This is a genomic window from Granulicella pectinivorans (assembly GCF_900114625.1).
Taxonomy (GTDB): Bacteria; Acidobacteriota; Terriglobia; order Terriglobales; family Acidobacteriaceae; genus Edaphobacter; species Edaphobacter pectinivorans.
In genome coordinates this window covers 784015-809903 of sequence record NZ_FOZL01000001.1, presented here as the reverse complement: position 1 = coordinate 809903, position 25889 = coordinate 784015, and the positions used below count along the sequence as shown (strand labels likewise).

Annotated in this window: 22 protein-coding genes; 10 read left to right on the top strand and 12 right to left on the bottom strand. The window is 62.5% G+C overall.

Annotated features, from left to right (window positions below; translation table 11 throughout):
* On the bottom strand, window positions 1–1197 hold the full coding sequence (locus tag BM400_RS03165) for a BaiN/RdsA family NAD(P)/FAD-dependent oxidoreductase (protein ID WP_089836551.1): 1197 nt from the start codon (window positions 1195–1197) through the stop codon (window positions 1–3).
* A gap of 89 nt (window positions 1198–1286) precedes the next feature.
* Here BM400_RS03165 and BM400_RS03160 point away from each other — a divergent pair, with 89 nt between their 5' ends.
* The 4 genes from BM400_RS03160 to BM400_RS03150 all read left to right on the top strand — a co-directional run bounded on the left by BM400_RS03160 (window position 1287) and on the right by BM400_RS03150 (window position 5315).
* Window positions 1287–2513, top strand: a complete 1227-nt coding sequence (locus tag BM400_RS03160) for a class I SAM-dependent rRNA methyltransferase (RefSeq protein WP_245781655.1) — start codon at window positions 1287–1289, stop codon at window positions 2511–2513.
* Window positions 2514–2540: 27 nt separating this feature from the next.
* The gene (locus tag BM400_RS21555; protein WP_141223791.1) at window positions 2541–2774 is read left to right on the top strand and encodes a hypothetical protein; all 234 of its coding nucleotides are present in this window, start codon (window positions 2541–2543) and stop codon (window positions 2772–2774) included.
* Between the two features lie 701 nt (window positions 2775–3475).
* Window positions 3476–3814: a hypothetical protein gene (locus BM400_RS03155; RefSeq protein WP_089836548.1), complete on the top strand. Its 339-nt coding sequence runs from the start codon at window positions 3476–3478 to the stop codon at window positions 3812–3814.
* Between the two features lie 178 nt (window positions 3815–3992).
* Window positions 3993–5315, top strand: a complete 1323-nt coding sequence (locus BM400_RS03150; RefSeq protein ID WP_089836546.1) for a TROVE domain-containing protein — start codon at window positions 3993–3995, stop codon at window positions 5313–5315.
* 52 nt (window positions 5316–5367) lie between these two features.
* Here BM400_RS03150 and BM400_RS22365 read toward each other — a convergent pair whose 3' ends face one another.
* The gene (locus tag BM400_RS22365; RefSeq protein WP_245781654.1) at window positions 5368–7812 is read right to left on the bottom strand and encodes a TonB family protein; all 2445 of its coding nucleotides are present in this window, start codon (window positions 7810–7812) and stop codon (window positions 5368–5370) included.
* Window positions 7809–8207, bottom strand: a complete 399-nt coding sequence (locus BM400_RS03130) for a BlaI/MecI/CopY family transcriptional regulator (RefSeq protein WP_089836544.1) — start codon at window positions 8205–8207, stop codon at window positions 7809–7811. The genes BM400_RS22365 and BM400_RS03130 overlap by 4 nt, the downstream gene beginning before the upstream one ends.
* 257 nt (window positions 8208–8464) lie before the next feature.
* Between BM400_RS03130 and BM400_RS03125 the strand changes: the two genes are divergently transcribed.
* Window positions 8465–9685 (top strand): peptidylprolyl isomerase, encoded by a 1221-nt coding sequence (locus tag BM400_RS03125; RefSeq protein ID WP_089836542.1) that lies wholly within the window; start codon window positions 8465–8467, stop codon window positions 9683–9685.
* Window positions 9686–9790: 105 nt separating this feature from the next.
* On the opposite strand, the gene BM400_RS03120 is transcribed toward BM400_RS03125, so the two are convergent.
* From BM400_RS03120 to lpxC, 3 genes are all read right to left on the bottom strand, one after another.
* Window positions 9791–10519, bottom strand: a complete 729-nt coding sequence (locus tag BM400_RS03120) for an iron-containing redox enzyme family protein (protein ID WP_245781653.1) — start codon at window positions 10517–10519, stop codon at window positions 9791–9793.
* 175 nt (window positions 10520–10694) lie between these two features.
* Window positions 10695–11153: a 2-amino-4-hydroxy-6-hydroxymethyldihydropteridine diphosphokinase gene (folK, locus tag BM400_RS03115; protein ID WP_089836540.1), complete on the bottom strand. Its 459-nt coding sequence runs from the start codon at window positions 11151–11153 to the stop codon at window positions 10695–10697.
* Between the two features lie 31 nt (window positions 11154–11184).
* Window positions 11185–12096: a UDP-3-O-acyl-N-acetylglucosamine deacetylase gene (gene lpxC, locus BM400_RS03110; RefSeq protein WP_089836538.1), complete on the bottom strand. Its 912-nt coding sequence runs from the start codon at window positions 12094–12096 to the stop codon at window positions 11185–11187.
* Between the two features lie 166 nt (window positions 12097–12262).
* On the opposite strand from lpxC, the gene BM400_RS03105 reads away from it, so the two are divergent.
* A complete protein-coding gene (locus BM400_RS03105; protein WP_089836536.1) occupies window positions 12263–13402 on the top strand; it encodes a M20 family metallopeptidase in 1140 nt (379 codons plus the stop codon).
* 29 nt (window positions 13403–13431) lie between these two features.
* Here the strand turns inward: BM400_RS03105 and BM400_RS03100 are convergent, their stop codons facing one another.
* A complete protein-coding gene (locus tag BM400_RS03100) occupies window positions 13432–14043 on the bottom strand; it encodes a Maf family protein (protein ID WP_217644073.1) in 612 nt (203 codons plus the stop codon).
* Between the two features lie 65 nt (window positions 14044–14108).
* The gene (locus BM400_RS03095) at window positions 14109–14996 is read right to left on the bottom strand and encodes a D-hexose-6-phosphate mutarotase (RefSeq protein WP_089836532.1); all 888 of its coding nucleotides are present in this window, start codon (window positions 14994–14996) and stop codon (window positions 14109–14111) included.
* Between the two features lie 151 nt (window positions 14997–15147).
* On the opposite strand from BM400_RS03095, the gene BM400_RS03090 reads away from it, so the two are divergent.
* Window positions 15148–17058, top strand: a complete 1911-nt coding sequence (locus BM400_RS03090; RefSeq protein ID WP_175528843.1) for a M1 family aminopeptidase — start codon at window positions 15148–15150, stop codon at window positions 17056–17058.
* Between the two features lie 84 nt (window positions 17059–17142).
* Here the strand turns inward: BM400_RS03090 and BM400_RS03085 are convergent, their stop codons facing one another.
* On the bottom strand, window positions 17143–19692 hold the full coding sequence (locus tag BM400_RS03085) for a hypothetical protein (RefSeq protein ID WP_175528842.1): 2550 nt from the start codon (window positions 19690–19692) through the stop codon (window positions 17143–17145).
* A 175-nt stretch (window positions 19693–19867) separates the two neighbouring features.
* On the opposite strand from BM400_RS03085, the gene alr reads away from it, so the two are divergent.
* The 3 genes from alr to BM400_RS03070 are packed head-to-tail and all read left to right on the top strand — an operon-like array spanning window position 19868 to window position 22371.
* Window positions 19868–21112 (top strand): alanine racemase, encoded by a 1245-nt coding sequence (alr, locus tag BM400_RS03080; protein ID WP_089836530.1) that lies wholly within the window; start codon window positions 19868–19870, stop codon window positions 21110–21112.
* Between the two features lie 5 nt (window positions 21113–21117).
* The gene (locus BM400_RS03075) at window positions 21118–21327 is read left to right on the top strand and encodes a hypothetical protein (RefSeq protein ID WP_089836528.1); all 210 of its coding nucleotides are present in this window, start codon (window positions 21118–21120) and stop codon (window positions 21325–21327) included.
* A 3-nt stretch (window positions 21328–21330) separates the two neighbouring features.
* The gene (locus BM400_RS03070) at window positions 21331–22371 is read left to right on the top strand and encodes a Gfo/Idh/MocA family protein (protein WP_089836526.1); all 1041 of its coding nucleotides are present in this window, start codon (window positions 21331–21333) and stop codon (window positions 22369–22371) included.
* 82 nt (window positions 22372–22453) lie between these two features.
* Here BM400_RS03070 and BM400_RS03065 read toward each other — a convergent pair whose 3' ends face one another.
* The 3 genes from BM400_RS03065 to BM400_RS03055 form a co-directional block, all read right to left on the bottom strand.
* Complete coding sequence (locus BM400_RS03065; protein ID WP_141223790.1) at window positions 22454–23338, bottom strand: DUF4292 domain-containing protein; 885 nt, start codon at window positions 23336–23338, stop codon at window positions 22454–22456.
* Between the two features lie 137 nt (window positions 23339–23475).
* A complete protein-coding gene (locus BM400_RS03060; protein WP_089836521.1) occupies window positions 23476–24093 on the bottom strand; it encodes a hypothetical protein in 618 nt (205 codons plus the stop codon).
* A 13-nt stretch (window positions 24094–24106) separates the two neighbouring features.
* A complete protein-coding gene (locus BM400_RS03055) occupies window positions 24107–25744 on the bottom strand; it encodes an alpha-L-fucosidase (RefSeq protein WP_089836520.1) in 1638 nt (545 codons plus the stop codon).
* Window positions 25745–25889: the final 145 nt, after the last annotated feature.

The following is a 25889-nucleotide window of genomic DNA, read 5'->3' as shown; positions in this document are numbered from 1 at the left end:
TCAGGCAGACTCGCCCGCGCTCACCCCGGAGGCCCACGCCCACTGGAAGTTATAGCCCCCCAGCCACCCCGTCACATCCACCACCTCACCCACAAAATACAGACCCGCCACCAGCTTGCTTTGCATCGTCGTGGAGTCGAGTTGAGCCGTATCCACGCCACCCACCGTCACCTCGGCCTTCGCATATCCCTCCGTTCCGGAGGGTGTGACGGTCCACGCATGGAACTGCGCCTCCAGCGCCGTAAGGCTCGCGTTGGTCCAGGAATCAGGCGTGTTCAGCGCCACCCAGCGCTCCGCAAGCCGCCCCGGAAGCACTCCCCGAACGGCCTGTAAAAGCGCACCCTGATCCCGCCGAGCCAGCTCGGTCACCACGCTTCGGCCAGGCGCCAGATCGAAGGCCAGCGGCTCCCCCGGCATCCAGTACGACGAGATCTGCAGCACCGCCGGCCCGCTCAGACCCCGATGCGTAATCAGCATCTTCTCGCGAAAAACAGGGTTCGGAACCCGCTGCTTCTTCGCAGGACGCGTGTGTGCCACCACCTCGGTCGAGAGTCCCGAAAGGTCGCTCCAGTCCGCCAGGTCCTTGGGTAAAAACGTCAAAGGAACCAACCCAGGCCGTGTCTGGACGATCCTGTGCCCGAACTGCTCCGCAATCTGATAGCCCAGCGGCGTCGCCCCCATCTTCGGAATCGACAGGCCTCCCGTGGCCACAATCAGAGACTTGGCCCTGATCGCTCCGCCGCTGGTTGCAAGGTGAAAGTGGGCCCCATCGTGCGTAATGGACTGCATGGAAGTCCCTGTTTGGATCGCAACCTGTGCCTCGGCACACTCCTTCAGCAGCAGGTTGAGCAGGTCATGCGCGGAGCGGTCGCAGAAGAGCTGGCCAAGCGTCTTCTCGTGGTACGGAATCTTGTGCCGCTCCACCAGCGCGACCATATCCGCGGGAGTAAATCGAGCCAGTGCCGACTTCGCAAAGTGAGGGTTCTGCGAGAGAAAGTTCAGCGGTGTCGCGTGGACGTTGGTGAAATTGCTTCGCCCCCCACCCGAGATCAGGATCTTCTTGCCGGCCCGTTCCGCATGGTCGAGCACCAGCGTCCGGCGTCCACGCCGCCCCGTATGGATGGCGGCCATCAGGCCGGCGGCCCCGGCCCCCAGGATTGCTACGTCGACGGTTTCGATGGCTATCCCCCATTTCATTTTAGGGCGCGCAAGTGCGACCATGGGGGATGGTCAATACGAAGGCAGCATTGAGGGTTGGTGGGGCAAAGGCATACGGTCCGGCGGCAGTGGTAACGAGACGCGCCACGGACAAGCTGCGCGAGGGGCACCTCTGGGTGTATCGCTCGGATATCGTCGAGCTCGTGCCCGCGCTGGACGGCGCCGCAATCGACGGCGGAAGCATCATCACGGTTGTCGACCAGCGTGGCATCCCACTGGGCTCGGCAACCTACAGCGACACCTCCGAGATCACGCTGCGCATCGTCTCGCCGGAGGTCGGCCTTACCCGCGCCGTCTATCTCGAGGACGTCAAGGAGCGGCTGGGTGTAGCGCTCGCCCTCCGCCGTGAGGTCTCGCCGGAGTGTTTTGCAGGAAGCGGTACGACCGGGCTAAGGCTCTGCTTTTCTGAGGGCGACGGGCTGCCCGGAATCGTGGCCGATAAGTACGGTTCGCTGGTGGTGGTCCAGCTTTTGACACAGAGCACCGCTCAGGATGATGTGCGCGCAGCGGTCGTGGAGGCTCTCCGTGCGTCGTTTTCAGACGAAAGTCTGGTGATCGTCGAGCGTCCCGATCCGAAGGTGCGGGAGCTCGAAAAGCTTGGGCTTCCTCCTGCGGAAGCACTGTATCGTGCCGATCCCGGTTCGGCTGGATTCGCCTCGGTCTTTGAGCTCAACGGGCTGAAGTTCAACTTCGACGCGGGATCGGGCCAGAAGACCGGAGCGTTTCTCGATCAGCGGCTGAACTACGCCGCCGCCGCCCGCTACGCGCGGGGCGAGGCTCTCGACGTCTGCACCTACCAGGGTGGCTTCGCGCTGCATATGGCACAGGTCTGCAAGTCCGTAACCGGCGTGGACGCCAGCCGCGGGGCGCTGGAGGTGGCGGAACGGAACCGCGCCTTGAATCCCGGACTCGTAGCCGAGGTCGATTGGATTGAAGCGGACGCCTTTGAGCTTCTGCGCGAGATGGAGGCCTCCGGGTCGGAGTACGACACGATCGTGCTCGATCCTCCGGCGTTCGCAAAGTCGCGCCGCGCCGCCGAGGGTGCTCTCCGTGGATACAAGGAGCTGAATCTGCGCGCGCTGAAGATGGTTCGCGATGGCGGCACGCTGATCACCTGCTCCTGCTCGCATCATGTGCCCCTGGTGGATTTCATGGGCGTAGTCCGCAGCGCCGCCATCGACGCCGGACGCCGCGTGCAGGTACTCGAAACCCGTGGAGCTGCCCCGGATCATCCCTCCGTCGTCACCCTGCCGGAGACGGACTACCTCAAGTGTGTCGTCCTTCGGGTGGGGTAGCGGCCATCGCGTTTTGGGAGGCTTCTCTTGGACGAACGCATGATCTTGCGCCGACCGATCGGCGCACCAGTAAAGGATCGGGCAGTGTCGGATCGTCCAGGAGAAGATATCCCAGTAAATGAACTTCGGGCAGTTAGGAATAAAAAGAGCAATGGAAAAGAATGCAATAAATCACTTGCAATTATTTTCCAGCCATGTAAGAGTAACTCCTGCGTAGGAGCAATGTCCGATGAATCTGCATACGAAAAACTCGATGCGTAGGTCGCACTTGGTGGGTTATCTCGCCAGCGATCGCCGGACTCTGCCATTTACCTGGCTCCCTTCCTAAGCGGACGATCCTACGCACAATCGCACGCACATCCATACGCATAATCTCTTTTCGCGCTGAGTGGCGAAGAGCACGGATACATCAACTGTCACTTGATCGCCGCAAGGCTCCGTTCTCGTTCATTCCCTCAGTCAGGAAAGAGTCTGTCAGTGGCGCATTTCAGGGTTACTTCTTCGGTTGAAGTCCCGCAAGGGACGGGGTTCGACTCCCCACTCACCCTGAGAGACTTATTCCCTGACAGAACCAAAGCGCATGCCCGCGCAGACGCGGACCTGTGTCTGTAAATAAGTAAGTCACCGCCAGTGGTGATAGGTATGAGTTACTTCGCTCCGACTAACTCGCAGGGTGCGGACCCTGCCGGAAGTAAGGACATGATGGGACAGAGGCGTAGCCTCGACTTACAAAGTTCCATCAGACAACTGCTCCCGAACTCATACCGAATATTCCCTGGCGAACCCGGTTGTGCCGGTGGCATAGAGAACAGTTACTTCTAACACGCGGGTCGCAGGTTCGAATCCTGCCACGGAAGGTTCCCCGTGTAGCTCAGTCTGGCAGAGCAACGATCTGTACTGTCCTCGCCTTATTCCCCGGACGGCTTAACCACCCGCTTCAAGCGGGAAGGAAGACCTTTGCCATGGCCAGGCCATACATCAAGGGAGGCACCCCCACGGGCTCTGCCTCTTTATGCCGCACATGCAGTCATGCGCAGATCATGACCGGCTACCGCGAATCCGAGCAGATCACCCTCTGCAACTACCCCGGTCCCTCGCTCGTTGTTCCGTTCGTTCTCTACGACTGTTCGAACTACTACGACAAGAACCGCCCGAGCTGGAAGCAGATGGAGGAGCTTGCCATCACCGTCTCACCCGGACCGCCCAAGTCCATCTCCGGCTTCAGGAGTGGACCGGGCTTCGCAGAACCGCCTGTCCGAATCCGAGTTGGACCACCCGACGACGACGAAGACGACGACTAACCCTCAACCCCTCGCCGGTGGCGAAGGCAACGGATTCATCGTAGAGCGCCCGCCATGCGGGAGGTCGCAGGTTCAAATCCTGCCTGGGGCGAAAGCCTGCAGTAGCTCAGCCTTCAAAAACTTCCGTAGCCACACATACCCCGGCGATCGCACCACCTCCAGGAAAGGGAGGCCCAACATGAAGCTCAACATCCTCAAGCTCACCGTCGAGAAGGTCCTAGGCCGTCCCACGCTGGTTACCCACGAGGGAGCACCCGCTGCCGTCCTTACGCCCGAGCAGTCTCTCCGCCGCTCCGTACTCGCCTGCATGCTCTGGGAGGCCGAGTTCTACGAGTCCGGTCAGACCATCGCGCACCGCATCTGCATGCTCGTCCCGCAGGTGGAACCCGCCCGCGTCGCCGCGCTCGCCATCGAAGCCCGCACCAGCATGAAGCTGCGCCACGCGCCTCTTCTGCTGGTCCGCGAGATGGCCCGGCACGCAACGCATCGCGGCCTGGTCGCCGAAACGCTCGCCGCCGTCATCCAGCGTGCCGATGAACTCGCCGAGTTCGTCGCCATCTACTGGAACGATGGCCGCGTGCCTCTCTCCGGACAGGTCAAGAAGGGCCTCGCCGCCGCGTTTCCGCGCTTCAACGAGTACCAACTCGCGAAGTACGATCGCGCCGGTCAGGTCCGTCTCCGTGATGTCCTGTTCCTCTGCCACGCGAAGCCTGTGGATGCCGCGCAGGCCGCTCTCTGGAAGCGCCTCATCGCCGGTGAGCTCGCCACCCCCGACACCTGGGAAGTGGCACTCTCCGCGGGAGGAGACAAGAAGGAGAGCTGGGAGCGCCTTCTGCTCGAGCGGAAGCTCGGAGCCCTGGCCATCCTGCGCAACCTCCGCAACATGAAGGAGGCGCAGGTCGACCAGAAGCTCGTCATCGCGGCACTCGACGGCATGAGCACGGAGCGGGTTCTTCCCTTCCGTTTCCTCTCCGCCGCGCGTTACGCCCCGCAGCTTGAGGAGCCCCTTGAGCGCGCCATGTTCCGGGCAATCGCCGGAGCACCGCGCCTGAAGGGTAGGACCATCGTCCTGGTCGACGTCTCCGGCTCGATGGTCTACCCGCTCGCGCGCAAGTCCGAGATGCTTCGGACGGACGCCGCCTACGGTCTGGCCATCCTGCTCCGCGAGATCGCCGAGGAGGTCGCGGTCTACACCTTCTCCTTTGCGGCGAAGTTCGTTCCGCCCCGTCGCGGCTTTGCCCTGCGCGACGCGATGGAGTCGAGCCAGCAGCACGGCGGAACCAACCTCGGCGCAGCCCTCGACGCGATCCGTGAACCCTACGATCGCATCGTCGTCATCACCGACGAGCAGTCCCACGACCGCGTGCCCGCACCCCGGGGCCGCGGCTACCTCATCAACGTAGCCTCCGCGCAGAACGGCGTAGGCTACGACGCGTGGAACCACATCGACGGCTTCTCCGAGGCCGTCGTCCAGTACATCCACGAGATGGAGTCCACCTGAAAAGAGCCGGTCCGCCGCAATGGCGAACCGGCTCTTTTCTACCCTGCCTCGACTAGAAGATCTTGAAGTCGACCTGGATATTCAAAGCGACATCCACCGGTTTTCCGTCCTGCATGGCTGGCTTGAACTTGTACTGCTTAACTGCCTCGATCGCCTTCTCGTCCAGTCCGTAACCGATCCCTCGCACGACGCGGACATGGGTCGCATCGCCGTTCCTGTCGACCGTCAGACTCAGCAGTACATCGCCGGATATATTCGCCTTCTTCGCCTCCTCCGAATAGTGTGGGCCTGCCATATGCACCAGGATCGGCGACGAGACGCCATTGCCAATGTACTTCGGCTCTGTGACCGTCGCATGCTCATCCGCCAGCGTGTAGTTCACCGTGATCGTCGTCTGCACCTCGGTCGGCTCGCCGTTCAGCAGATACGGCTTATACACCCACTGCAGCACGGCATCGATCGCGCTGCGGTCGAGGTCCGAGGGCATACTCATCAGCTCAACGCCCTTCACCTTCCCCTCCCTCGTGATCAGCGCCCGCAGCACCACCGCTCCCTGTATCCCCTTGGCCTTCGCCTCCGGTGGATACACCGGAGGCGGGTGTGACACCAACTGTCCCGCCATCACCGAGCTCGGCACGCTCTTCACTGCGGGCAGCCGGACGCTCTCTTTCCCCGGAGCCCCCGAGGCCGTATCCCCCAGCGTGTAGTTCACCGTAATGGTCGTGTCCACCTCCGTCGGTTCGCCATTCAGCAGATACGGCTTATACGTCCACTGCTTCACGGCGTCGATGCTGCTCCCCATCAGCTCCTTCGGCCCGCTCACAACCTGCAAATTCTCAATGGTGCCTTCCTTCGAGATCACGGCCCGCAGTACGACCGTGCCCTCGATCCTCTGGCTCTTGGCCTCAGCCGGATACACAGGATCGACCCGCGAAATAAGCTGCCCCGCCATCACCCCGCCCGAGATCCGCTGTGGCGTCTGCGCAGTCTGTGGCTCGAACCGCGCCATCTGCACCTTGGGCTTCTGCGCCACGGCCGCCAGCGGCTTCCCCGCGAAGGTCTTCAGGCGATAGTCGCCACACGCGCATCCGTCGACGAACGCATAGTCCTTGCCGCCGTACCGCCACACCTCATACGGTGCTGCACCCGCCGGATGCGAGTCGATCGACTCTGGCCTCCCCATCACAATGTAGAGATGTCCACGGTCGCTCAGATACCCTGGCTGGCTGGTGGCAAAGTGCGCATTGGCATACGCGATCCGGCGGTAGTGCTCGGCCTTCGCGCCGCTCTGCGCCGCCTCCCGGCGCGACCAGAACTGCTCGATAAAGTGATCCCGCTCCTCATCGGACTTCAGGCTGAGAAACGCTGCCTTCTCCTCAGGCGCGATGATCCAGAGAACGTCCTGATCGACCCACCGCTGGTACGGTGCCGGTGCTGCCTCGCTGCCTGCCTGCGCCAACACCACATGCGCCGTGTTCCGCTCCGCCCTTGCCGTCGTCGCCCAGTACCCGCCAGGTAACACGATCACCGCAGCCAGCAGCGCAAAGGCCGCACCCTGTGACGCCACTGAACGCTCCCTCACTCCGAGTAGCCGTTTGATCCGCATCGTCAGTACCCCTCCATTCGCTCCAAGTGTCACTTCCTGTAGAAAAGCCCGCCTCGTCTCCAGAAAACTCAACGCCCGCGCGTACCCGAGCGCATCCCCTCCTGCCTCTACCGCCAGCGCGTCGCAACGGCACTCCCGTTCCAACCGCATCTGCTTCGACACCCACCACACCGCCGGGTGGTAGAACAGCACAGCCTCCGCAACCGACTGCAGCACATTCACCAGGTAGTCGTGCCGCCGGATGTGCGCCAGCTCATGCACCAGCAGCGCCTCCACCTGCGCCGTCGAAAGCCGCGTCAGGCATCCTGCCGGCATCAGCACCACCGGCCGCAGCCACCCGATCACCGCCGGAGCCTCCACCCGCGCCGTCTGCAGCAGACGCACCACCCGCCGCACCCCAAACCGCGTCTTCAACTCCTCAAAACGACCCGCCCACTCGCCCTCGACCGGCACGGTTCCCACAGTCCTCATCTGCCTGGCCAACACCAGCCCAACGTTCAGGCGAAGCAGAAACACCATCACCCCAGCCATCCAGATCCACGGCACGAACGGCGTGGCTCGATCGAGCTCCCCGGCGAACCGCTCCATCCAGTGCCCTGCTCCCGCGCCTCCGGGCACCACCGTGATCACCCACTCCACCACCGGCAGCGTCCCATGCAGCGCCGCCCGCCGAGCCTCCACGGCAAGCTCCCAGAACGTCACCACCGGAGCCGCGACCATCAGCAGCAGCGCCCCGCAGGACGCACCATACCGCAGCGCCGAGGCTCGCCCACCCATCAGGCCGAGCACACACCACAGCAATCCCGCCACCGCCGCCCCCTGCCAGCAGAAGTGCAGCAACGTCCAGCCAAGCACATGCACGACCCAACCCTGTCCGTAGAGAGGTGTCATCGATCCCCCTTCTCAAATTCGTCGAGTATCCTGCGAATCTCACTCAGCTCATCCGCAGACACAGGCTGCGCCGAGAGCGCACCCAGCACCAGGTTCTTCGCCGACCCGTCGAACGCGCGCCGCAGCAGGTTTCCCGCCAGCCTCTGCTGCGTCTCCTCCTTGGCGGCCCGCGGCTCGTAAACGTGCGAGCGGTACCGCTCGCTGCGCACCAGCAACCCCTTCTCGGCCATCACCTGCATCTGCTTCAGCACGGTGGTGTAGCCCGTCTCCTTGGTCATGGCCGTATGGACATCCCGTACCGTACTGGGCCCAAGCGCCCAGAGCACGTTCAGAATCTCCAACTCGGCCTCGGTCGGAAGCTGCGTCAAAACCGGCGTTTCGTCATCGTGCTTCATAGACGCTCCTGAAGAATTTGGTTCTCCGCCTCGCCGCGGAGACAGCAGCCAGCGAGGCGAGGAACGATCCGTAGGCGAGACTCCCGTCTCACGGAAGCCACTGAAGCAGAACTTTAGTACGACGATCATCGTATGTCAACGACGTTTATCGTACTCAAGCAAAAAACTTCCACATTCAGGGCTCATCGCTCCCAGGAACCGTCTGTCCCGCACGCTACAATCAGCCTACTTTCACCCTTGAGGCTCGCCACGTCCGCATGAACTTCCGTCTTCCTCTTAGCGTTCTGTTCCTTGCATCCTGCGGTGCCGCCTCTGCCCAGGCCCACAAACCTGCGCCGCACGCCGTTGCGCCCACTGGCCCCACCGCCGTCATCGACACCACTGCGGGAAGGCTCGCATGCAGGCTCTTCAGCAAGGAGGCGCCGGAGACCACGCAGCGCTTCATCGACCTTGCCACGGGCGCGAAGGATTGGACGGATCCGGTCACCGGGACTCCCATGCATGGCAAGCCGTTTTACGACGGCACCGCCCTCTACGGAGTCACCGACGGCATCGGCGGCGGAGACCGCACGGGACTCCAACAAGGAACTGCGGGACCCTCGACTCCCACGGAGAAGACTCTGCTCAAGCCCGACCGCGCCGGGCTGCTCGGCATGAAGGTCACCAAGGGCGAGACGAGCTCCTCGCTCTTCGTCATCATCGAGCATGCGGACCTGGAGTACGCCCGGACCATGGCCGTAATCGGCCTGTGCGATGAGGATTCCATCCAGCGGGTACAGACGATCTCCCACACGCTGCTCGCGGCCGGCAACCATCCGGAGAAAGAGATCGGGATCAGCCACGTCGCCATCGTTCCGGCGGGAACGGCTCTGCCGCCTCCTGCCCCTGAGATCGCTGAAAGCGCCATCGTGCCACGCTTCGGAGCAGAGCCCGCCGCAGCCTTTCCCTCCCCCGAGCCCACCGGCCCCACCGCCGTCATCGCAACCACGCTCGGCACCATGACCTGCAAACTCTTCAAGGAGACGCCGGTTTCAACCGCCAACTTCATCGGTCTGGCCAAAGGCACGAAGGAGTGGGCGATGCCCTCCACCAAGGTGAAGCAGCATGGAAGACCGTTCTTCGATGGCCTCCACTTCAACCGTGTCATCCCGGATTTCATGGTCGAGCAGGGCGATCTGCCCGGCGATGGGAGCGGCGACGGAAGCATCGGCTATCAGTTCAACAACGAGATCGTTCCTGGCCTGACCTTCGACCGGCCCGGAAGGCTCGCCTACGCGAACTCCGGGCCAACGACGAACCAGAGCGAGTGGTTCGTGACCGAGCATGCGCAGCATCGGCTGGACGGCAACTACACGATCTTCGGGCAGTGCGACGACGCTGCGGTCAAGGTCGTTGAGGCCATCGCCCGGGTCCCGCGCGATGCGCACAATGAACCGCTGAAGCCTGTGTCGATCAAGACCGTCACCATCAGGCCCTGACCGCTGAGCGGCAGGGCCTGGGCCGGATCGAACGGATCAGAGCGGGATACACGCAAGCAAAAGGCTTGTCGTATCCCGCTCTGATCCGTTTTGAAGATGAGAAGACTACGCCGCCATGCGTCGGCGCTCGATGCCATCGAGAGCCGACCACAGGGCCTTGGCTGCACACTCGCCGCCCTTCAGCGCGGCCTCTTCGGCTCCGGGAACGGTATCGATCTGCTCCTCGATCAGTCCGCGCCACACCGCCGCGTGCTGGAGGTCGGCCGTGCGGTGGATCGTGAAGTACTTGGCCGCGCCGCCGGTGACGCCGTAGTGCTCCGCCAGCCCGTCGGCCTTGGTGGCCGCGATCTCCGGAACCTTCGACTCGTAGGAGTAGAGCCCTGCCAGCGCCGAGGACACACCGCATCCTCCGCCCGACGCGCGGTTCATCAGTCCACGGAAGGTCTCGAGCAGGCAGGTCATCTCGGGCTGCACGGTAAAGCCGCGCACCTCGCCCTCTGAGGCGCCCATGCCCTTGGCGAAGTCCATCCAGAGTCCGCTGTGGGCGCGGCCGTCGGTCCGGTCGATACCCTCTTCTTCGGCCAGGTTGCGGAGCACATCGCGACGCAGCTCTCCCTCGGGAAGTACGGCATGCAGACGGCTCAGGTAGGTGGGGAACGCGGCCACATGGTGCCAGTACTCGGCACCATAGGCACGCAGGTCATCGGTCGTCAGTTCGCCGCGCGACCACGCCTGGTAGAAGGGATGCTTCAGCAGGTCGTACTTCGCCACGCGCGCTTCAAACCGGCTCCAGAACGCCGCAAAACGCGGTTCGATCGTCATCGTCTCGGTCATCGAATCACACCTCTCAAAAAAAATGGCACAACGAACAGCCGTCTCTCTGCTGAGGCTCTTGTGAAAAAACGCGGAGGATACCCTTGCGGAGCGGACCTTAGTCTATTCCTCTTCTCGCCATCTGCCCATGGCCCGGAGGTCTGAAACTGAATTTATTTTCAGGCTCTTTCGTAACCTATCCGGTCACCAGCGCCAGCATCCTGGAAACCGTCAGCCCCGACCGCGGATCCACCATCCCCGGAGCGATCTCCGCAAGGGGCTCCAGCACAAACTGCCGCTCACGCAAACCGGGATGCGGCAGGGTCAGAGCGTCGCTTCTGATGACGGCATCGCCGAACAGCAGCAGGTCGAGGTCGATGAGCCGTGGGCCCTTGTCCACCACGCGGACACGGCCCATCGCGGTCTCGATCGCGAGGAGCGCCGTCATGAGATCCTGCGCCGTAAGGGTCGTCTCCAGAAGAAGAGCCGCGTTCACAAATCGTGGCTGGTCGACGTAGCCCACCGGCTCGGTATCGTAAAAGGAGGAGACGGCTGTGACGGTGCCGAGGCCCCGAACCTGGCGGATCGCCTCCAGCAGATTCCCGACCCGGTCCCCCAGATTCGAACCCAGTGCCACGGCCGCAACCGTTACCATCCGCTGCCCACGTTTTCCACGCAAAAAACCACTAAGCAATGGCCACATGTGGAAGGAAATCCCCATCTTCCCGCTCCACCGCCACCTCGTCGTACCCATACGCCAGCTCCCACGCCGAGCGGTCTCGCATCAGCCTCTGCACAAGCGCCGTATGCATCGCATGACCCGCTCGCTCGGCCACCACAAGGCCCTGAATCCTGCGTCCAGCGAGAGCCAGATCTCCAATCAAATCAAGCACTTTGTGGCGGACGAACTCATCCTGAAAACGCAGCGGCCCGTTCTCCACGCCACGCTTGGAAAGGATAATGGCGCACGCATCCGACACCCCGCGGATGAGCCCCATATTGCGTAGCATGGCTTCATCTTCCTTGAATCCGAAGGTCCTGGCCGGGGCAATCCAGCGGGTGTAATCGCCGGTCGCCAGATCGCCGCTAAACGTAGCAAAACCAATAGGTTCCGGAAAATCGATGGCGTACCGGATGCCGTATCCCTGCCCTGGATAAACCCCAATAAACTTCGTGCCTTCCCGAACCTCGACCTCTTTCAGAATCTTCAGGTACTCGCGCTTGCGCCTTTGCTGCTTCAACCCAACCCGCTCAAAAGCAAGGACATAGGGCAGCGCACTGCCGTCGAGTATCGGGACTTCAAGGTTATCCACTTCGACGATGACGTTGTCCACGCCGTAGCCGATCAGCGCCGAAAGAAGGTGCTCCGTCGTCTGGATGAGCACACTCTGACGCATCAGGCTGGTCGCGTAGCTGACCTTGGCGACGTTGCGTCCAGTTGCCGGAATCTCGAAGTTGTCCAGATCGGTGCGGCGAAAGACGATTCCCGACCCCGCCGCCGCCGGAATCAGCTTCATCGTCACCATCGCCCCGGAGTGCAGGCCGACGCCGTGAAACTCGATCTCCGTCCGAATTGTCTGTTCGAGATGCGGCGTCAATCCCTACCGTCCGGTGCCAAACGTAAATGCGTGATCAAGATTAGTACGACTTTTCCTCCAGCAAGTGTGGCAAATTGACCACACTTCCTTATTTTGGTTAACGCTCCTGTAACTCATCCAGAATCAGTGAAATGCAGCGATAACGCCGAATACGGTACCATCCACCATGGCCTCCGCGCTCCTTGAAACCGTAGAAAACCTGCTTCCGTGGCTCCTGAAAGGCGTAGAAACGCTGGTTCGAGTGGAGTCTCCCTCGGACGATCCAGCCGGCATCAATGCTGCCGCCGATGCCTTGATTGGCCTTGCTGCGCCACTCCATCCGACGGTCATCCGGTACCCTCAGACCGGGTATGGCGACGTTCTTCAGCTCGACTTTTTCCGGGATGGCGATACGCGCAAGCCGATCCTGCTTCTGGGCCATCTCGATACGGTGTGGCCGCTTGGAACGCTGGCAGCAATGCCCCTCGAAGAGCGGGGTGGGCGTCTTTACGGACCGGGCACGCTGGATATGAAGGTGGGCGTCGTGATGGCGCTGACCGCGCTGAAAGCTCTGCAGCAGCTTGGGCTGGAGCGGCCCGCCACCATGCTTTTGAACTCTGACGAAGAGATCGGCAGCCCGGTGTCGCGGCCCATTACGGAGCGTCTCGCGCTGGAGTCCGAGGCGGTGTATGTCCTTGAGCCGCCGCAGGTTCTCGCCTACAAGACCGCTCGCAAGGGTGTCGGCCAGTTCAATCTGCACGTCTCTGGCGTCGCGAGCCATGCTGGTGTCGACTTCGATCGGGGTCACTCGGCGATCCGTGAATTGGCGCGGCTGATCGAGACCGTCTCGAACTTTACGGAGCCTGCGCTGAAGCGCACGGTCAATGTGGGCAGGATCACCGGTGGAACGCGCTCGAACGTGGTGGCGGCCGAGGCGTATGCCGAGGTGGATGTCCGGATCGCGACGATGTCCGATGCTGCCACGGTGGAGGCGCTGTTTGCAGGGCTCAAGGTAGCCGATCCTCACTGCACCTTGACGATGACAGGAGGGATCAACAGGCCCCCCATGGAGCGCACTCCCGCGACGGTCGCACTCTTTGAGGAGGCTCGCAGACAGGCTGCGAGTTTGGGAATCGATCTCGAAGAGGCATCGACCGGGGGTGGTTCCGACGGCAACTTCACCTCGGCGTTGGGTGTCCCGACGCTCGACGGCATGGGAGCTGTGGGCGAAGGGGCGCATGCTTCGCACGAGAACGTTGTGCTGGAACATCTGGTGCCGCGGACCGCGCTGCTGGCGGCTATGGTCGCGGGTAAGAGCAGGGCGTAACAACGCGGCGAAGAATCCTCTTCTCCGGCCTACGCCACGTTTACAGTTGCCTCGGGGTCGAGTGGGGGCTTTGCCAGCTTGTCTTTCGCGAGACCAATCAGGCTGATCGTTCGAGCTATGGGCAAGCCCATCACATTGAAGTAGCAACCTTCGATCCGGGGGATCCAACGGGCGGCATACCCCTGGATCCCGTAGGCTCCGGCCTTGTCCATGGGATGATCCGTGTCGAGATACGCGGCCATCTCGCTCGGCGGAATCACGTCGAAGGTCACCTGCGTGATCTCGACTGCGACCTGCGCTCCTGCCTCAGAGACTACGGCGACCCCGGTCAGTACCTGGTGGGTTCGGCCGGAGAGTGCCCCGAGCATGCGCTCGGCGTCCGCGCGGTTCGCAGGTTTGCCCAGGATCTCGCTGCCTGAGAGCACGCAGGTGTCGGCCCCGATGACCATCAGATCCTCTCCTCCACCTCTCCGGGCAAAGACCGCGCGGGCCTTCTCTTCGGCGAGCCGTGAGACGTAGTCCGCGGGGAGTTCTCCTGCGAGGAGGTCTTCCGGGACATCCGAGGTTTCGACGACGAACTCCAGCCCAGCCTGGGCGAGAAGCTCCTTGCGACGCGGCGATCCTGATGCAAGTACGATCATTCTCATTTTGATGCTGAATCCTTGGTAAAAGCGCCCCGCGCGGAGTGAGCCTGTCCAGCGGGGTCTCAGGCGACGGAGATATGAGCTTCCATCGCATGTGCCTTGCCGGGGCCAAGCGTGACGGTCTGATCCCCTGCGTTCACGGTCTCGCAGCAGACAAACTCATGCCAGCCGTCCGTCTGGATGTCGGGAACCTCTTTCCAAGGATTCCAGACGACGGTGGTCTCCGATCCGGCCTTCTCGATTGTGATGGCACGCTTGAAGCCGGGATCGGTGACGATGCAGGTGGCGGTGGTGTTCATGTAGACGCGGTCGGTGGGGCCGGTGAGATGCATCGGTCCAGCGATCTGCGGCTTCACCTTGAAGTCGTCGACTTTGTCCTTGTAATGGGTGCCGTCGAGCCCCGCAAGCGTCATCGCGCGCACATCCTTCACGTGGAAGTAGGTGTGGAGTCCTTCCTCAAAGACCAGCGGCTCGGTTCCGTCGTTCGCGACCGTCAGTTGAAGCTTGAGTGCTTTGCCGAAGGTCACCTGGTAAGCGACACGGAAGTGGTCGAAGCCGAGTCCACGGCTTACGTCGGTTCCGCCGAGCGTAAAGGTCATGTGCAAATCGTCCCCGGCGAGGGCGGCAAAACCGAGCGTCCACGGCTGAATGCGCGCGAAGCCGTGCATCGGGCCTTCCTTGCCGTCATGGCGCGGTCCAAACCAAGGAAACAGGATGGGAATCCCTCCGCGAATGGGCTTACCTGGTGCCATGTCGGACTTCTGGCTGAGAAAGAGAACCTTCTCCTGCCCGTTGGGCTGCCAGTCGAGCACATGCGCGCCCTGCATGCAGACGCTGGCCTTGGCTACCGGCGTGGTGATATCGGCAAAGATGAGACCGTGCTCTTCGCGAAACGCCAGGACGCCCGCCATTCCAAAGTGCTCATTCAGTTCTGCAACCGTCTGCGACATAGATCCTCATCGTGAACGAAATAAACCTGCCTGTTGAGTGTAGGTCTTCGCGGTATCGATGGTCGAATTCTCCCCAGCAAGGAGGTCGGTACCGCATCTTCATCATCGTCGATCGCCGCTCCCGGGGGAGAAGCCGGATACACTAATCCGCATGTCGCTTCTCGCCGCCCTGCTCCTGGCAGGCCTCTTCCAGACAGCCACGATCACCGGTACGGTGACGAACACCGCCACCGCCGTCATTCCCGGCGCGCAGGTCACTCTCGCTCCCAGCGATCACCCCGCGGCCCCCATCACGGTCACGACCGCGCAGAACGGCACGTTCTCCTTTGCAGCGCAGAAGCCCGGCATCTATACCGTCTGTGTGGAGGCCCAGGTCTTCGTCCGCAACTGCGTCGAGAACATCGTTGTGACGCAGTCCGGAGGCACGTCGCTTGGCGCGATCGAGCTCAAACTCCAGCCGACCGCCACGCAGGCCGACGCCTCGCGCGCCAACACCGGACGCCCTAACCCCCCGCCTGAGATCCTCAAGCCGCCTACGGCCGACGATCTTCTGCGCGGGCCGAACGGGCCGTTCCGAGCGAACAACGATCTTCTCTACTACCATCTCGACGTGCGGGTCGACCCTGAGAAGAAGTTCCTCTCGGGCAAGAACACCATTCGCTTCAAGATGCTTGCGGATGGAGACCGGATCCAGATCGACCTCGTCCAGACATTGGCTGTGGAGAAGATCCTTTTCGATGGCGCGCCGTTGAAGTACACCCGCGAGGAACGCGCCGTGTACATCGACTTTCCCAAGAAGCTGCGCAAGGGGAAGACCTATTCGATCGATTTCTTCTACTCGGGTGCGCCGGTGGAAGGTGGACGATTTGGTGGACTGACCTTTAAGACCGACACCGCCGGCCGTCCATGGATCAACACGGCCTGCGAGGAAGAAGGGGCCAGCGTCTGGTGGCCGAATAAGGATCAGTGGCGCGATGAGCCGGAGTCGATGGACATCTCGGTGGCTGTGCCGAACGCGCTGACCGACGTGAGCAACGGACGCTTTGTCTCGAAGGTCGATCTTCACGATGGGTATACGCAGTGGAACTACCACGTCTCCTACCCGATCAATAACTACGATGTCTCGCTCAATATCGGAGCGTACGCGCACTTCGGCACGACGCATAAAGGGCTGACGATGGACTACTACGTCCTGCCCGAAGACCTGGAGAAGGCGAAGCTCCAGTTCGCACAGGCTCCTGCGATGATCGACGCATACGAGCACTACTTTGGGGAGTATCCGTTTCTCCGCGATGGGTACAAGCTGATCGAGGTCCCCTACGCGGGCATGGAGCACCAGTCTGCGGTCACGTACGGCAACCACTTTGCGAACGGCTATCTGAACCGCGACTGGACGGGTGTCGGGATCAGCCCGCGGTTCGACTTCATCATCATCCACGAGAGTGGGCACGAGTGGTTTGGCAATGCGGTTACGGCGGCGGACCGCTCGGACATGTGGATTCATGAAGGGTTCACGACGTACCTGGAGTGCCTGTATGTCGAATACATGTGGGGGCATGCGGACGAGGTCACGTACGTCAACGCGCTGAAGAAGAAGGTGCATAACAAGCTGCCGATCATTCCGCCGCACGATCGCAACGCGGAGCCGCCGCAGGATATGTACTTCAAGGGAGCGCTCTTTCTCAACACGCTGCGTTCCGTTCTGCATGATGACAAGGAGTGGTTCGCGCTGATCCACGACTTTTATCAGACCTATCAGTACAAGACGCTCATGACCGAGGACGTCGTCAAGTTCTTCAACGATCGCACCAGCCGCGACCTGACGCCGGTCTTCAACCAGTACCTCCGGCATACCGAGATTCCCCTGCTGGAGGTAAAGCTCGCCGACGGCAACATCCAATACCGGTGGCAGACGGATGAGTTTGGCTTCGCGATGCCGATCCAGGTAGGGAGCCGGATGCTGACCCCTACGAACCGGTGGCAGAACACGACGTCTCCCCTGACGAAGGCTGACTTCGAAGCGATCAAGCAGGCCTATTACATCGACATCAAGATCGATTGAGCGGCACGGGCCGGCAATGCCGAGAGAGAGGATGCACGGGGTTGAGAAGGCGCATCTCACGCTCTGGCTTCGAGCGATGTCAACTTACTCCACCGACCCGCCACCCAGCTTCGCCACCGGAGCTTTCGCAGCCGGCCGCATCGGGCGCTGCTCCATGGCGACCGGCAGGTTCAACGTTGCCAGGGTGTCTGGGTCGTCTCTGAGGCGCAGATACAGCGGACCGGCTCCTGGCCTCGGAACCTGAAGTGTGGTGTCGGAGAAGTCTTCCGGTACGGCCACTGGGCTCACCAGCGCCTCATCGAGCGAGACCGATGAGGCGACGGCATCGATCAGATAGAGGCTTGCGCCGGCCAGCTCGCAGGGTTTTGCGGCGTCTGACGGGCAGGCCAGGGATGTCACCGCCGGCACGCGCACCAGGGTTCCCAGCGCGATCCAGTCGCCGGGGTCCATCCCGGTCTCGATGGCACGCAGCCTGACCGGACCAAAGACCGAGCCACCCAGAGCCTTCACGGCGTCGACGGTGACCCGGAGCGTATGCGCGTCCTGCAGGACCAGGGCGCCCGATGCGAAGTTCAGGCGCGTGCTCAGCGAGCCATCGACCGTGGCAACCTCAATCTCTTCGGTGCGCGGGATGTTGCGCGAGGACTTCAGCACCAGTGTCACCGGAAGATCCGCACGCAGGTCGTCCTTGCCCAGAAGTGTAATCGGCGCGTCCTTGTCCTTGGGCACGGAGCGGCTCTTCAGCGTGAGCTGCGGTCTTGGAGGTGCCACGGTGACTGGCACGTCGAGTACGCGTCCATCCGAAAGCGTCACCCGGCCCGTCACGCGTTCGCCTGCCTTGAAGCCGGGAGAAGCGGCGGCCTCGGGCAGGGTGAGGGGGACGGAACTGCCGCCTGCGCCGGCTGCCGGCATAAACTCGAGGTCGTTGATCTTGAGCTGGCGCACCTGCTCCAGATGCTTTCCGGTCAGGGTCGCCATCCGGTCACCGGCGTGCAGGGTCAAGGCAGAGAGTTCGGCTGGCTCGGAGTAGGTGCGCAGTCCCAGGGCGACTTCTTTCGGAGCTCCGTATTGTTCAATCGCCAGCTCGACCGAGCCGGGCTGCACCCTGCCCAGCGGGAGGGTCACGTCGATCGCTTCACCCGCCGTTGCGCCTTCGGGGTCCATCGGTTTCCAGCCTGCTGTCACCATGCGGCCATCCGGTCCGTCGAACGCGACCGACCGCAGGCAGGCGCTTCCGTTGGAGCTCAGGACCAGGTGGTCCTCGCGGCCGGCGATGAGTGGCTCACCGGACAAAACCTTCCAGCCTGTGCCGGGCCGGTCCTGCAGGGGGAGCGTTGGGCCTTCGAACGGATCGAATCCCCAGAAGCCGCGAATCGTCCCGGTCAGCGGTGCGTCCACGGCTACACCGGCCTTCTTTGGCTCTGCGGCGACCGGCGGAGCGGGCTTCGGTGCCGTCGGCTCCGGCAGAACCTTGCGTTCGGGAGCCTTGGCCAGCACCAGCCCGCCCTGAAACGCGTCGGCCTCCACCGGAAGGTCTTTGCCATCGCTCATGTGCAGCACAAGGTCGTGCGCGAATGCAGTGGAAAACACCAGCGGAGCGCCTTCGACCGGTACAGCCACATCGGGCTGCAGAAGGCATGTCACACGTTTGCCGTCCGACGCACGCAGCGGAGGTGCCACCGATTTCTGGATGGAGGGCAGGCCGATCACGATGACCGACTTCGGGTTATGAAATGAGGGAGGCGTATTCAGGCGCAGGTTCAGGCTCTCGCCCTGTGGAAACGCGATCGCCGGAATGTACTGGTACTGGGCCGTGTGCAGCCCCCCCAGAATCCGCGCCACATCCACAATTGCACCGACATAGGCGCTGTACACGCCCGATCCCATCAATCGCGTGTTCGCCGCCGTCCCAATCAGGTCGGAGCTCGACCCGGTCGTCAGCGCCGCGACGATCGTCTGCCCATGACCATCGTCCAGCAGCATCTGCGAGCCAGTCTGCGTCAGGCACCCATACTGCTGCTCCACGGGCTGCTTGAAGCACTCGAGATTGGGTTTCAAAGCCAGCGTCCGCGCCAGCATGTTGGAGTGGTCCAGAAGAGCCTTCGTATCCGCAGGCGGAACCTTCCGGATGGAAGCCAGGTACTTCTCAGTCCTCTGCAGCTCGAAACCGGCCTCATTCAGATCCTGCGACGCCCTGACGAAGACTCCCGGGCGCCCGGTTACCGCCGACCGCAGCGTCGTAAAGTCGCCTCCGGTGACAGGGGCAAGAAACAGGATCGCCTGTTGTGCCTCCGCCGGAACTTTGACTTCGACGCCCTCTTCCCGGACCTTCTTGTCCCAGGTCTCGATCCTTACGAACCAGTCGTCGGGCGGCGGGTTCGTCGTTCCACGCAGAAACGTCACCACCATCAGGTACCGCACGGACTGCGTGGGGGGGAGAGCCGGATGCAGCCAGATCGTGTCGCCGGCCATCAGGTTGGGGACCGAGGCGATCGGCAGCGATTTCCCCCCGCGCGTCACTCGCACGTCGATCTTGGGCCCGGGCAGGTCGAACCGTCCACCCTGAGACAGCGCGGAGACAGTTCCAAAACTTACAAGCGCAGCAATCAGACGCAGCCCAGACAGCTTGGTCATATACCCATCTTAGACGCGCCCCATCGCCGCAACGCTGTTCCGTACAGGCCATTTGCCCGGGAATTCAAACTGGAAACACCATCCAGTGCGCCAAACCGCAGAGCGAGTCCAGGTGGTGTCTCTCACTTGGCCCCCCGCCCCGGCCAGCCAGCGAGCCGGTACCATACAGACAGCGATGTCCAGCACCATTACCATCTCCGAGCCGCATCTCCGGCAGAATATCGCCGCCGCTCGCCGCATTCTTGGCGAAACTGATCTCCTGGCGGTCATCAAGGCCGATGCGTACGGCCACGGAGCGGCACTCTGCGCGCCCCTCTTTGCTCGTGCCGGGCTTCCCTGGCTGGGGGTGACCGACGCCCTCGAAGGAGCGGAGGTCCGCAAAGCGCTCCAGGCTGCGGGATTCCCAGAAGGCCCGCGCATCCTCATCATGACGGCGCCTCCGGGCGATCCTGACGAAGCGAACGAAGCTGCTGAACTTGCCGTCGCCCATAACCTTACGCCGATCGTCTCCGCTGCATCGCAGCTCGCGCCTCTCGCCCGGGCCGTTGCCGGCACACCGCACACCCTTCCGATTCACGTAGAGATCGACAGCGGCATGTCCCGTCAGGGAGTGCCCCCGGGGCCGGTTCTCAGGGCCTTTGGCGAAGCACTTCTCCACTACCCAAAGCTCCACATCGACGGCGTTTGCACGCATCTCGCCTCCGCCGAATGCACCGATGCCCAACAAACCCTGGAGCAGCTTCAACGCTTCGCGATGTCCTCTGGCGATCTCTCTGCCCGGGCCGATCTCATGCCCGCGTGGCGTCATCTCGGCAACACCTCCACGCTCGACAACGCGAGCCCTGCGGCCGCCGAGATCATCCAGCATTTCGCGCTTCAGACTGCACAGGACGGAGCGACTCCGATCGTGCGCTGTGGTCTTGGCCTCTACGGCTACTCGCTGCCCCTCGAACCCGACGCACCGAACGAAGCACGTCTCCACAGCCAGCTCCATCCGGTGCTCACATGGACGACCACCGTTACCGCCATCGAGGACGTACCGGCTGGAGCTCGCATCGGCTATAGCGCTACGTACACGGCTCGCCGTCCCATGCGACTGGCTCTTCTGCCCGTGGGATACGCCGATGGTCTGCGCCGATCGCTTTCCAGCACCAACGATGAACCTGGAGGGTGGGTCATGATCGGCGGGCACAAGGCACCCGTTGTGGGCCGCATCTCCATGAACCTGACCACGGTCGACGTCACCCATATTGACTGTGGGCCCGGAACCCCGGTAACGCTGCTGGGGCCCGGGGCGACCGCCGAAGATCATGCGCGACTGGCTCACTGCCTGCCGTACGAGATTCTTTGTGGACTCAGAGCGACATATCGCGTGGTTCTGCCGGACGGGGCGCCTACGGCCGGACATGCGATAGCATGAAAAGCATGGAATCGAACTCCGCAGCACGCCGCCCCGAAGACATCGCGCTCGACCTTCTCAAGTTCGTCGCCGCCCACACCAACGTCGCCAGCAAGTCCTCCGGCTCGACCACCGGCTTCGGGGTCCCGGCTGCATCCAAGCCCGAAGACCAGGTTGCCAACCTCCTCGAGCTCTACGCGAAGTGCCGCGCAGCCGTCGAAACCCCCGTCAAGTAGCCCATGTCTAAGCTCAAAACGGCCGTCATCGGCGCTGGAGCCTTCGGTCGCAACCACCTTCGCGTTCTCGCCGAGCTGGACGCCACCGGCCACGATGTGGCACTCGCCGCCGTCGTCGACGCAAACCCCGCCACTGCGCAGGCCGCCGCCGAAAAGTACGGGATCCCCGCCTTCTCCACGGTCGAAGAGCTCCTCGCCGCCGACCTTGGAGTGAAGGCAGCCGCGGTCGCCGTTCCTACCGTCCACCACGCTTCCACGGCGGCAAAGCTCCTGGTCGCCGGAGTCGATCTCCTGATCGAAAAGCCGCTTGCGGCGAATCTGCAGGAGGCGGACCAGATCCTCGCGCTTGCTGCGGAGCATGACCGTATCGTTCAGCCAGGGCATCTGGAGCGCTTCAACCCTGCCGTGCTCGCCGCCCGCGCCCACATTCACCGGCCCATGTTCTTCGAGAGCCACCGCCTGAGCATCTTCACGCCGCGGTCGCTCGACGTGGACGTTGTGCTGGACCTCATGATCCACGATCTGGACATCGTCCTGTCATTCGTCCAGAGTCCTGTGCGCGAGGTCCGCGCGGTTGGACTTCCGGTTCTGTCGCGCAAAGTCGACATCGCTAACGTCCGGCTGGAGTTCGAGAACGGCTGCATCGCCAACTTCACGGCGAGCCGGGTGTCGACGGAGACCGTCCGCAAGCTCCGCTTCTTCCAGCCGAGGCAGTACCTTTCCCTGGACTTCGCACGCCGGGACCTTTTGCTGATCGACGTCAGCGAAGCCGCCGCTGCGGCCGCCGCGCTCGATCCCGCCCAGTTCGCCGCCCTGGCCGCTGCGCACGCCGCCAAAGGGGGGCACCCCACCGCCGGCCTGAACCTGAAGAAGCTGGACGTGCAGGAGGGCGAGCCGCTGCGGCTGGAGATCGAGTCGTTCCTGAACGCCGTCCGCACCCGCACCCAGCCGCAGGTCACGGCCCATCAGGGCAGAGCCGCCCTGGCTTTGGCGCTGGAAATCAACGTGGCCATCGCGACCCACGCCCAGCGCGCCGGCCTCTAAGAAGCAAGTTTCGAACTTGCTTCTTTTTCCCGCTCTTCCCGCCTTTTCCCGGCAATCTTTTGCTTGTTCTACCCGCCGAACCCTACTTTAGCGTCTCCACCGTGACCCCGGTCGGCAGTTGCAGTTCGAACTGGTCGTCATCGATCTTCTGGTTCGGCGTCAGCTTCTGCACCGCCACCTTCAGCGAGTACTTATCCAGAGGCCGGTCGATGGCAATCTCCGTCGGAAACTGCAGATCGCCAAACGTCTGGTACTTCGAGTACTGCACCGTCGTTACGATTCTGCCGTTCTCGTCATAGATATCCTGCTGATATGGCTCGAGATCCGTACGGCTGATGTGAATCGTCCGGAGCCGGACCATTGTCCGCCCCGACTTCACCTTCATCACCGCGATGTCATAGTCCGGCTCGTAAATGGCCTCATGCTTCTTGGTCTCGGGCTCGACCAGCCGCGAGCTCTCGGTCATCGTCACGTACTCGTCCTTGCCGATACTCCGCACGATCAGCGCGTCGAAGAAGACGCCGGGCCGCAGATTTTCGAGAGGATTCTTCGACGGCGTCGTCACCGTGTCGGTACCTTTGATGGCCCTGGTCTTGTTCGGCAACATCATCAGCAGCGTAAAGTCGTTCCCCGTGCTGACCATGTCGAGCGCGCGGCCGATGATCGGCACCATCAGGATGACCCGCATATCCTCCGGTTTCCGCACAAAGATGTATCCGCGAAACGCCGAGTAGTCCTTCACCTCGCCCGCCGTGGCTCCCGCCGTGCTGGCCGCGATGGTGACATTTGCATTCAGGGTCTTGATCGCCTCAAACTGCCTGTCCAATTTATCGACCAGCGTATCGAGCGAAACCGACATCACGACCGGGGGCGCCGCATGCACCTTCACATAGCGCGTCGAGCTGAAGCAACCCGTCAACATGGGCGCAAGCGTTCCCGCCAACAGGATCGCGCAGGTTTTTCTCATCGTCAGCAACACAATACGCAAGTATAACGACCCAGGTTCAGCCCGGGAAACCGCGGAGACGCGTCCTTGGCCAAACCACCATTCCTATCAGTTACTTGGTTAGACGACGGCGGGCGCCATGAAGGACCAAGAAACTTTCATTCGGGACGCCGATGGGGCCCGGTTACCTTCGGAGGAGCTCCTGCCATCATCCCCCACGCCCACCGCATTCCGACCCCCACCAGCAGAAGTTGCAAGGCCCCAAAGCTGACATTCCTGAAAAGCGAAGCAATCGGAGTCAGCACAAACAGCGGAACAAACCAGATCGGCACATCCCGCAATCCAAAAGCAGCCACGGAAGAAGCGATCGCCACCGCCACATAGGTAAGCCCCATCGCCATCCACTGGTATCGCCGCCCTCCGATGCCGTGCGACCCGACCCGCATGGCCCGGGCGATAAGGTACCCTACGCCGATTGACGCGAACACCATCCACCCGCCACTGGTTGCCCGGAAGAGCGCGAAGTACGCCATCCCCAGCATCGCTGCCGCCAGAGCCCCAAAACCCGTCGAGCGCCAGAAGACCGCTCGCGTGTCCTCCGGCAACGCCTTCCTTGCGCGGTCCGCGCACACGTCGCAGATTCGGCGGTCCAGCACCTCGAAGTAGCTTTCCTCCAGAGTGCGGGTACACCACGCGCAATGCTCCTCCCGCTTCAAATCGGAAAAGTCGGCGCGGTCGAACCGCAAATCCGTTATGTAGGTCCGGTCGATCGCCATGGCTCAAGCTATCTTACCGGCGCTCCAGCAGAATCGACCCAGCCTCCGCCCCCAGAACCTTGCCCGACACCTTGATCGACGAATCCAGCCCCGTAATATTCAACAGAAGCTCGTTCTTCTTCGTGCGCGATGCCTTGATCAGCGACGGCGTGGCCACCCCGCCCTGCTCCAGGACGATTCCTGAGAAGCCTGTTACTGTCCCGGTCGTTCCCTGGAAGCGCAGCGCATACTGGCCCGCCACCTTGATGTGCTTGGTCAGATCCACCGAAAAGCTCTCATCGACCCACTTCCCTGCCAGGTTCGAGGACCATAGCTTCGAAGAGGCGTTCCAATCCTCCGGCGCGGGTACCCCGGTGTCGAAGACCGCCAACCGCTTCAGGCGCACCGGAGCCGCCGAACTGGTCACCACCAGCCTTACCCCGCTCACGGTCAGCGGCACAATCGGCTGAATCCTCTTATGCCCCACCGAGATTCCCTCGCCGAGCGGCCTCCACTCCCCCTCCGCAAACCCCTCCAGCCTGTACCCGCGAATCCTCTCTCCCAGCGCGATCTCCTCTTCGATGACCACGGTATCCACACGCGTCGGCTTCGCCAGCATCAACGTCAGGCCCTTTGTTTCTGCCACCGGAGAGGTAAATCGCCGCTTGACCTCATCCCCAAACGCCTTGGCGGAAGCGACATCCGGGGCGTCCAGCAGGCCATCCCGATTTGCCGGCAGGTTCAGCAGCAACTGTGCCCCGCGCCCCACCGAACGGTAATAGATCGACATGAGCTGGGCCTTTGTCAGCACCTTGTCGGCATTTTTGGTGCTCCAGAACCAGTCCGGCCGCCGGATCGACACGTCCACCTCATTCGGCAGCCATGTATCCGCATTCGGATCGCTATCGAGCGCCGTCGAAACCCCCGACCGGGCTCCGGCCCTGTCGATTCCATTCCAGCACGGATAGGGAGCGGACCCCTCCTCGGTGCCCACCCAGCGGATCGTGGCCTGCCGGCCCTGAAAGACCATCGCCTTCGGCTGGTATTTCGCCAGCAGATCCCCCACATCCGTCTTGCTCGACCCGTCGAACCAGATCTCGACCATCTCGCCGTACCGCGAGAAGACCTCGGTCAATTGCTCCCGGTACATCGCGTCATATTTCGCTTGCAACTCCGGCGTCTTGCAGATGCCGCCGGTCGCCGCCCCCGCATGGTCGTCCCGCGGGCAAACATAGACACCCAGCTTCAACCCATACTTGTCGCAGGAGGCCCGGACCTCGGCCAGAACGTCGCCTTTGCCGTCTTTCCAGGGCGTGTTGCGGATCCCGTAGTCGGTCGTGTGGGTCTGCCACATGCAGAATCCGCCCTGGTGCTTGGCGACGAAGACGATATATTTGGCCCCCAGCTCCAGCGCCGTCCGCGCCCATTGGTCGGTGTCCAGCTTGACCGGGTTGATCGCGGAGAGCGGGGTCGAGAGATCATCCGACTCAAGATCCTGCCAGGTGTTGGGAGCGAAGTGGACAAACATCCCAATCTCCAGGTCCGCCCAGGCAATCTGCTGCTTCGAAGGCCGGGCCAGCACCGGCGCGGCGGCAAACAGAGACGCAGAAAAGGGAGCCAGAAGCCCCGCGGCAGTCATCGAGTAGAGCAGCGTACGCCGGTTGATATTCACGGATGAATTTTACCTCTCATCGGCAAAAACAAAAGACCGTGGGGAAAGGACGGAAGAAGCGGGAAAAGAAACGACGCCTCTGGTTGGCAACGGGTGTGCTCGTTTCTCCGCTCTCCCCGCTGTTTCTTTTTTCTGTCGTTCCGCC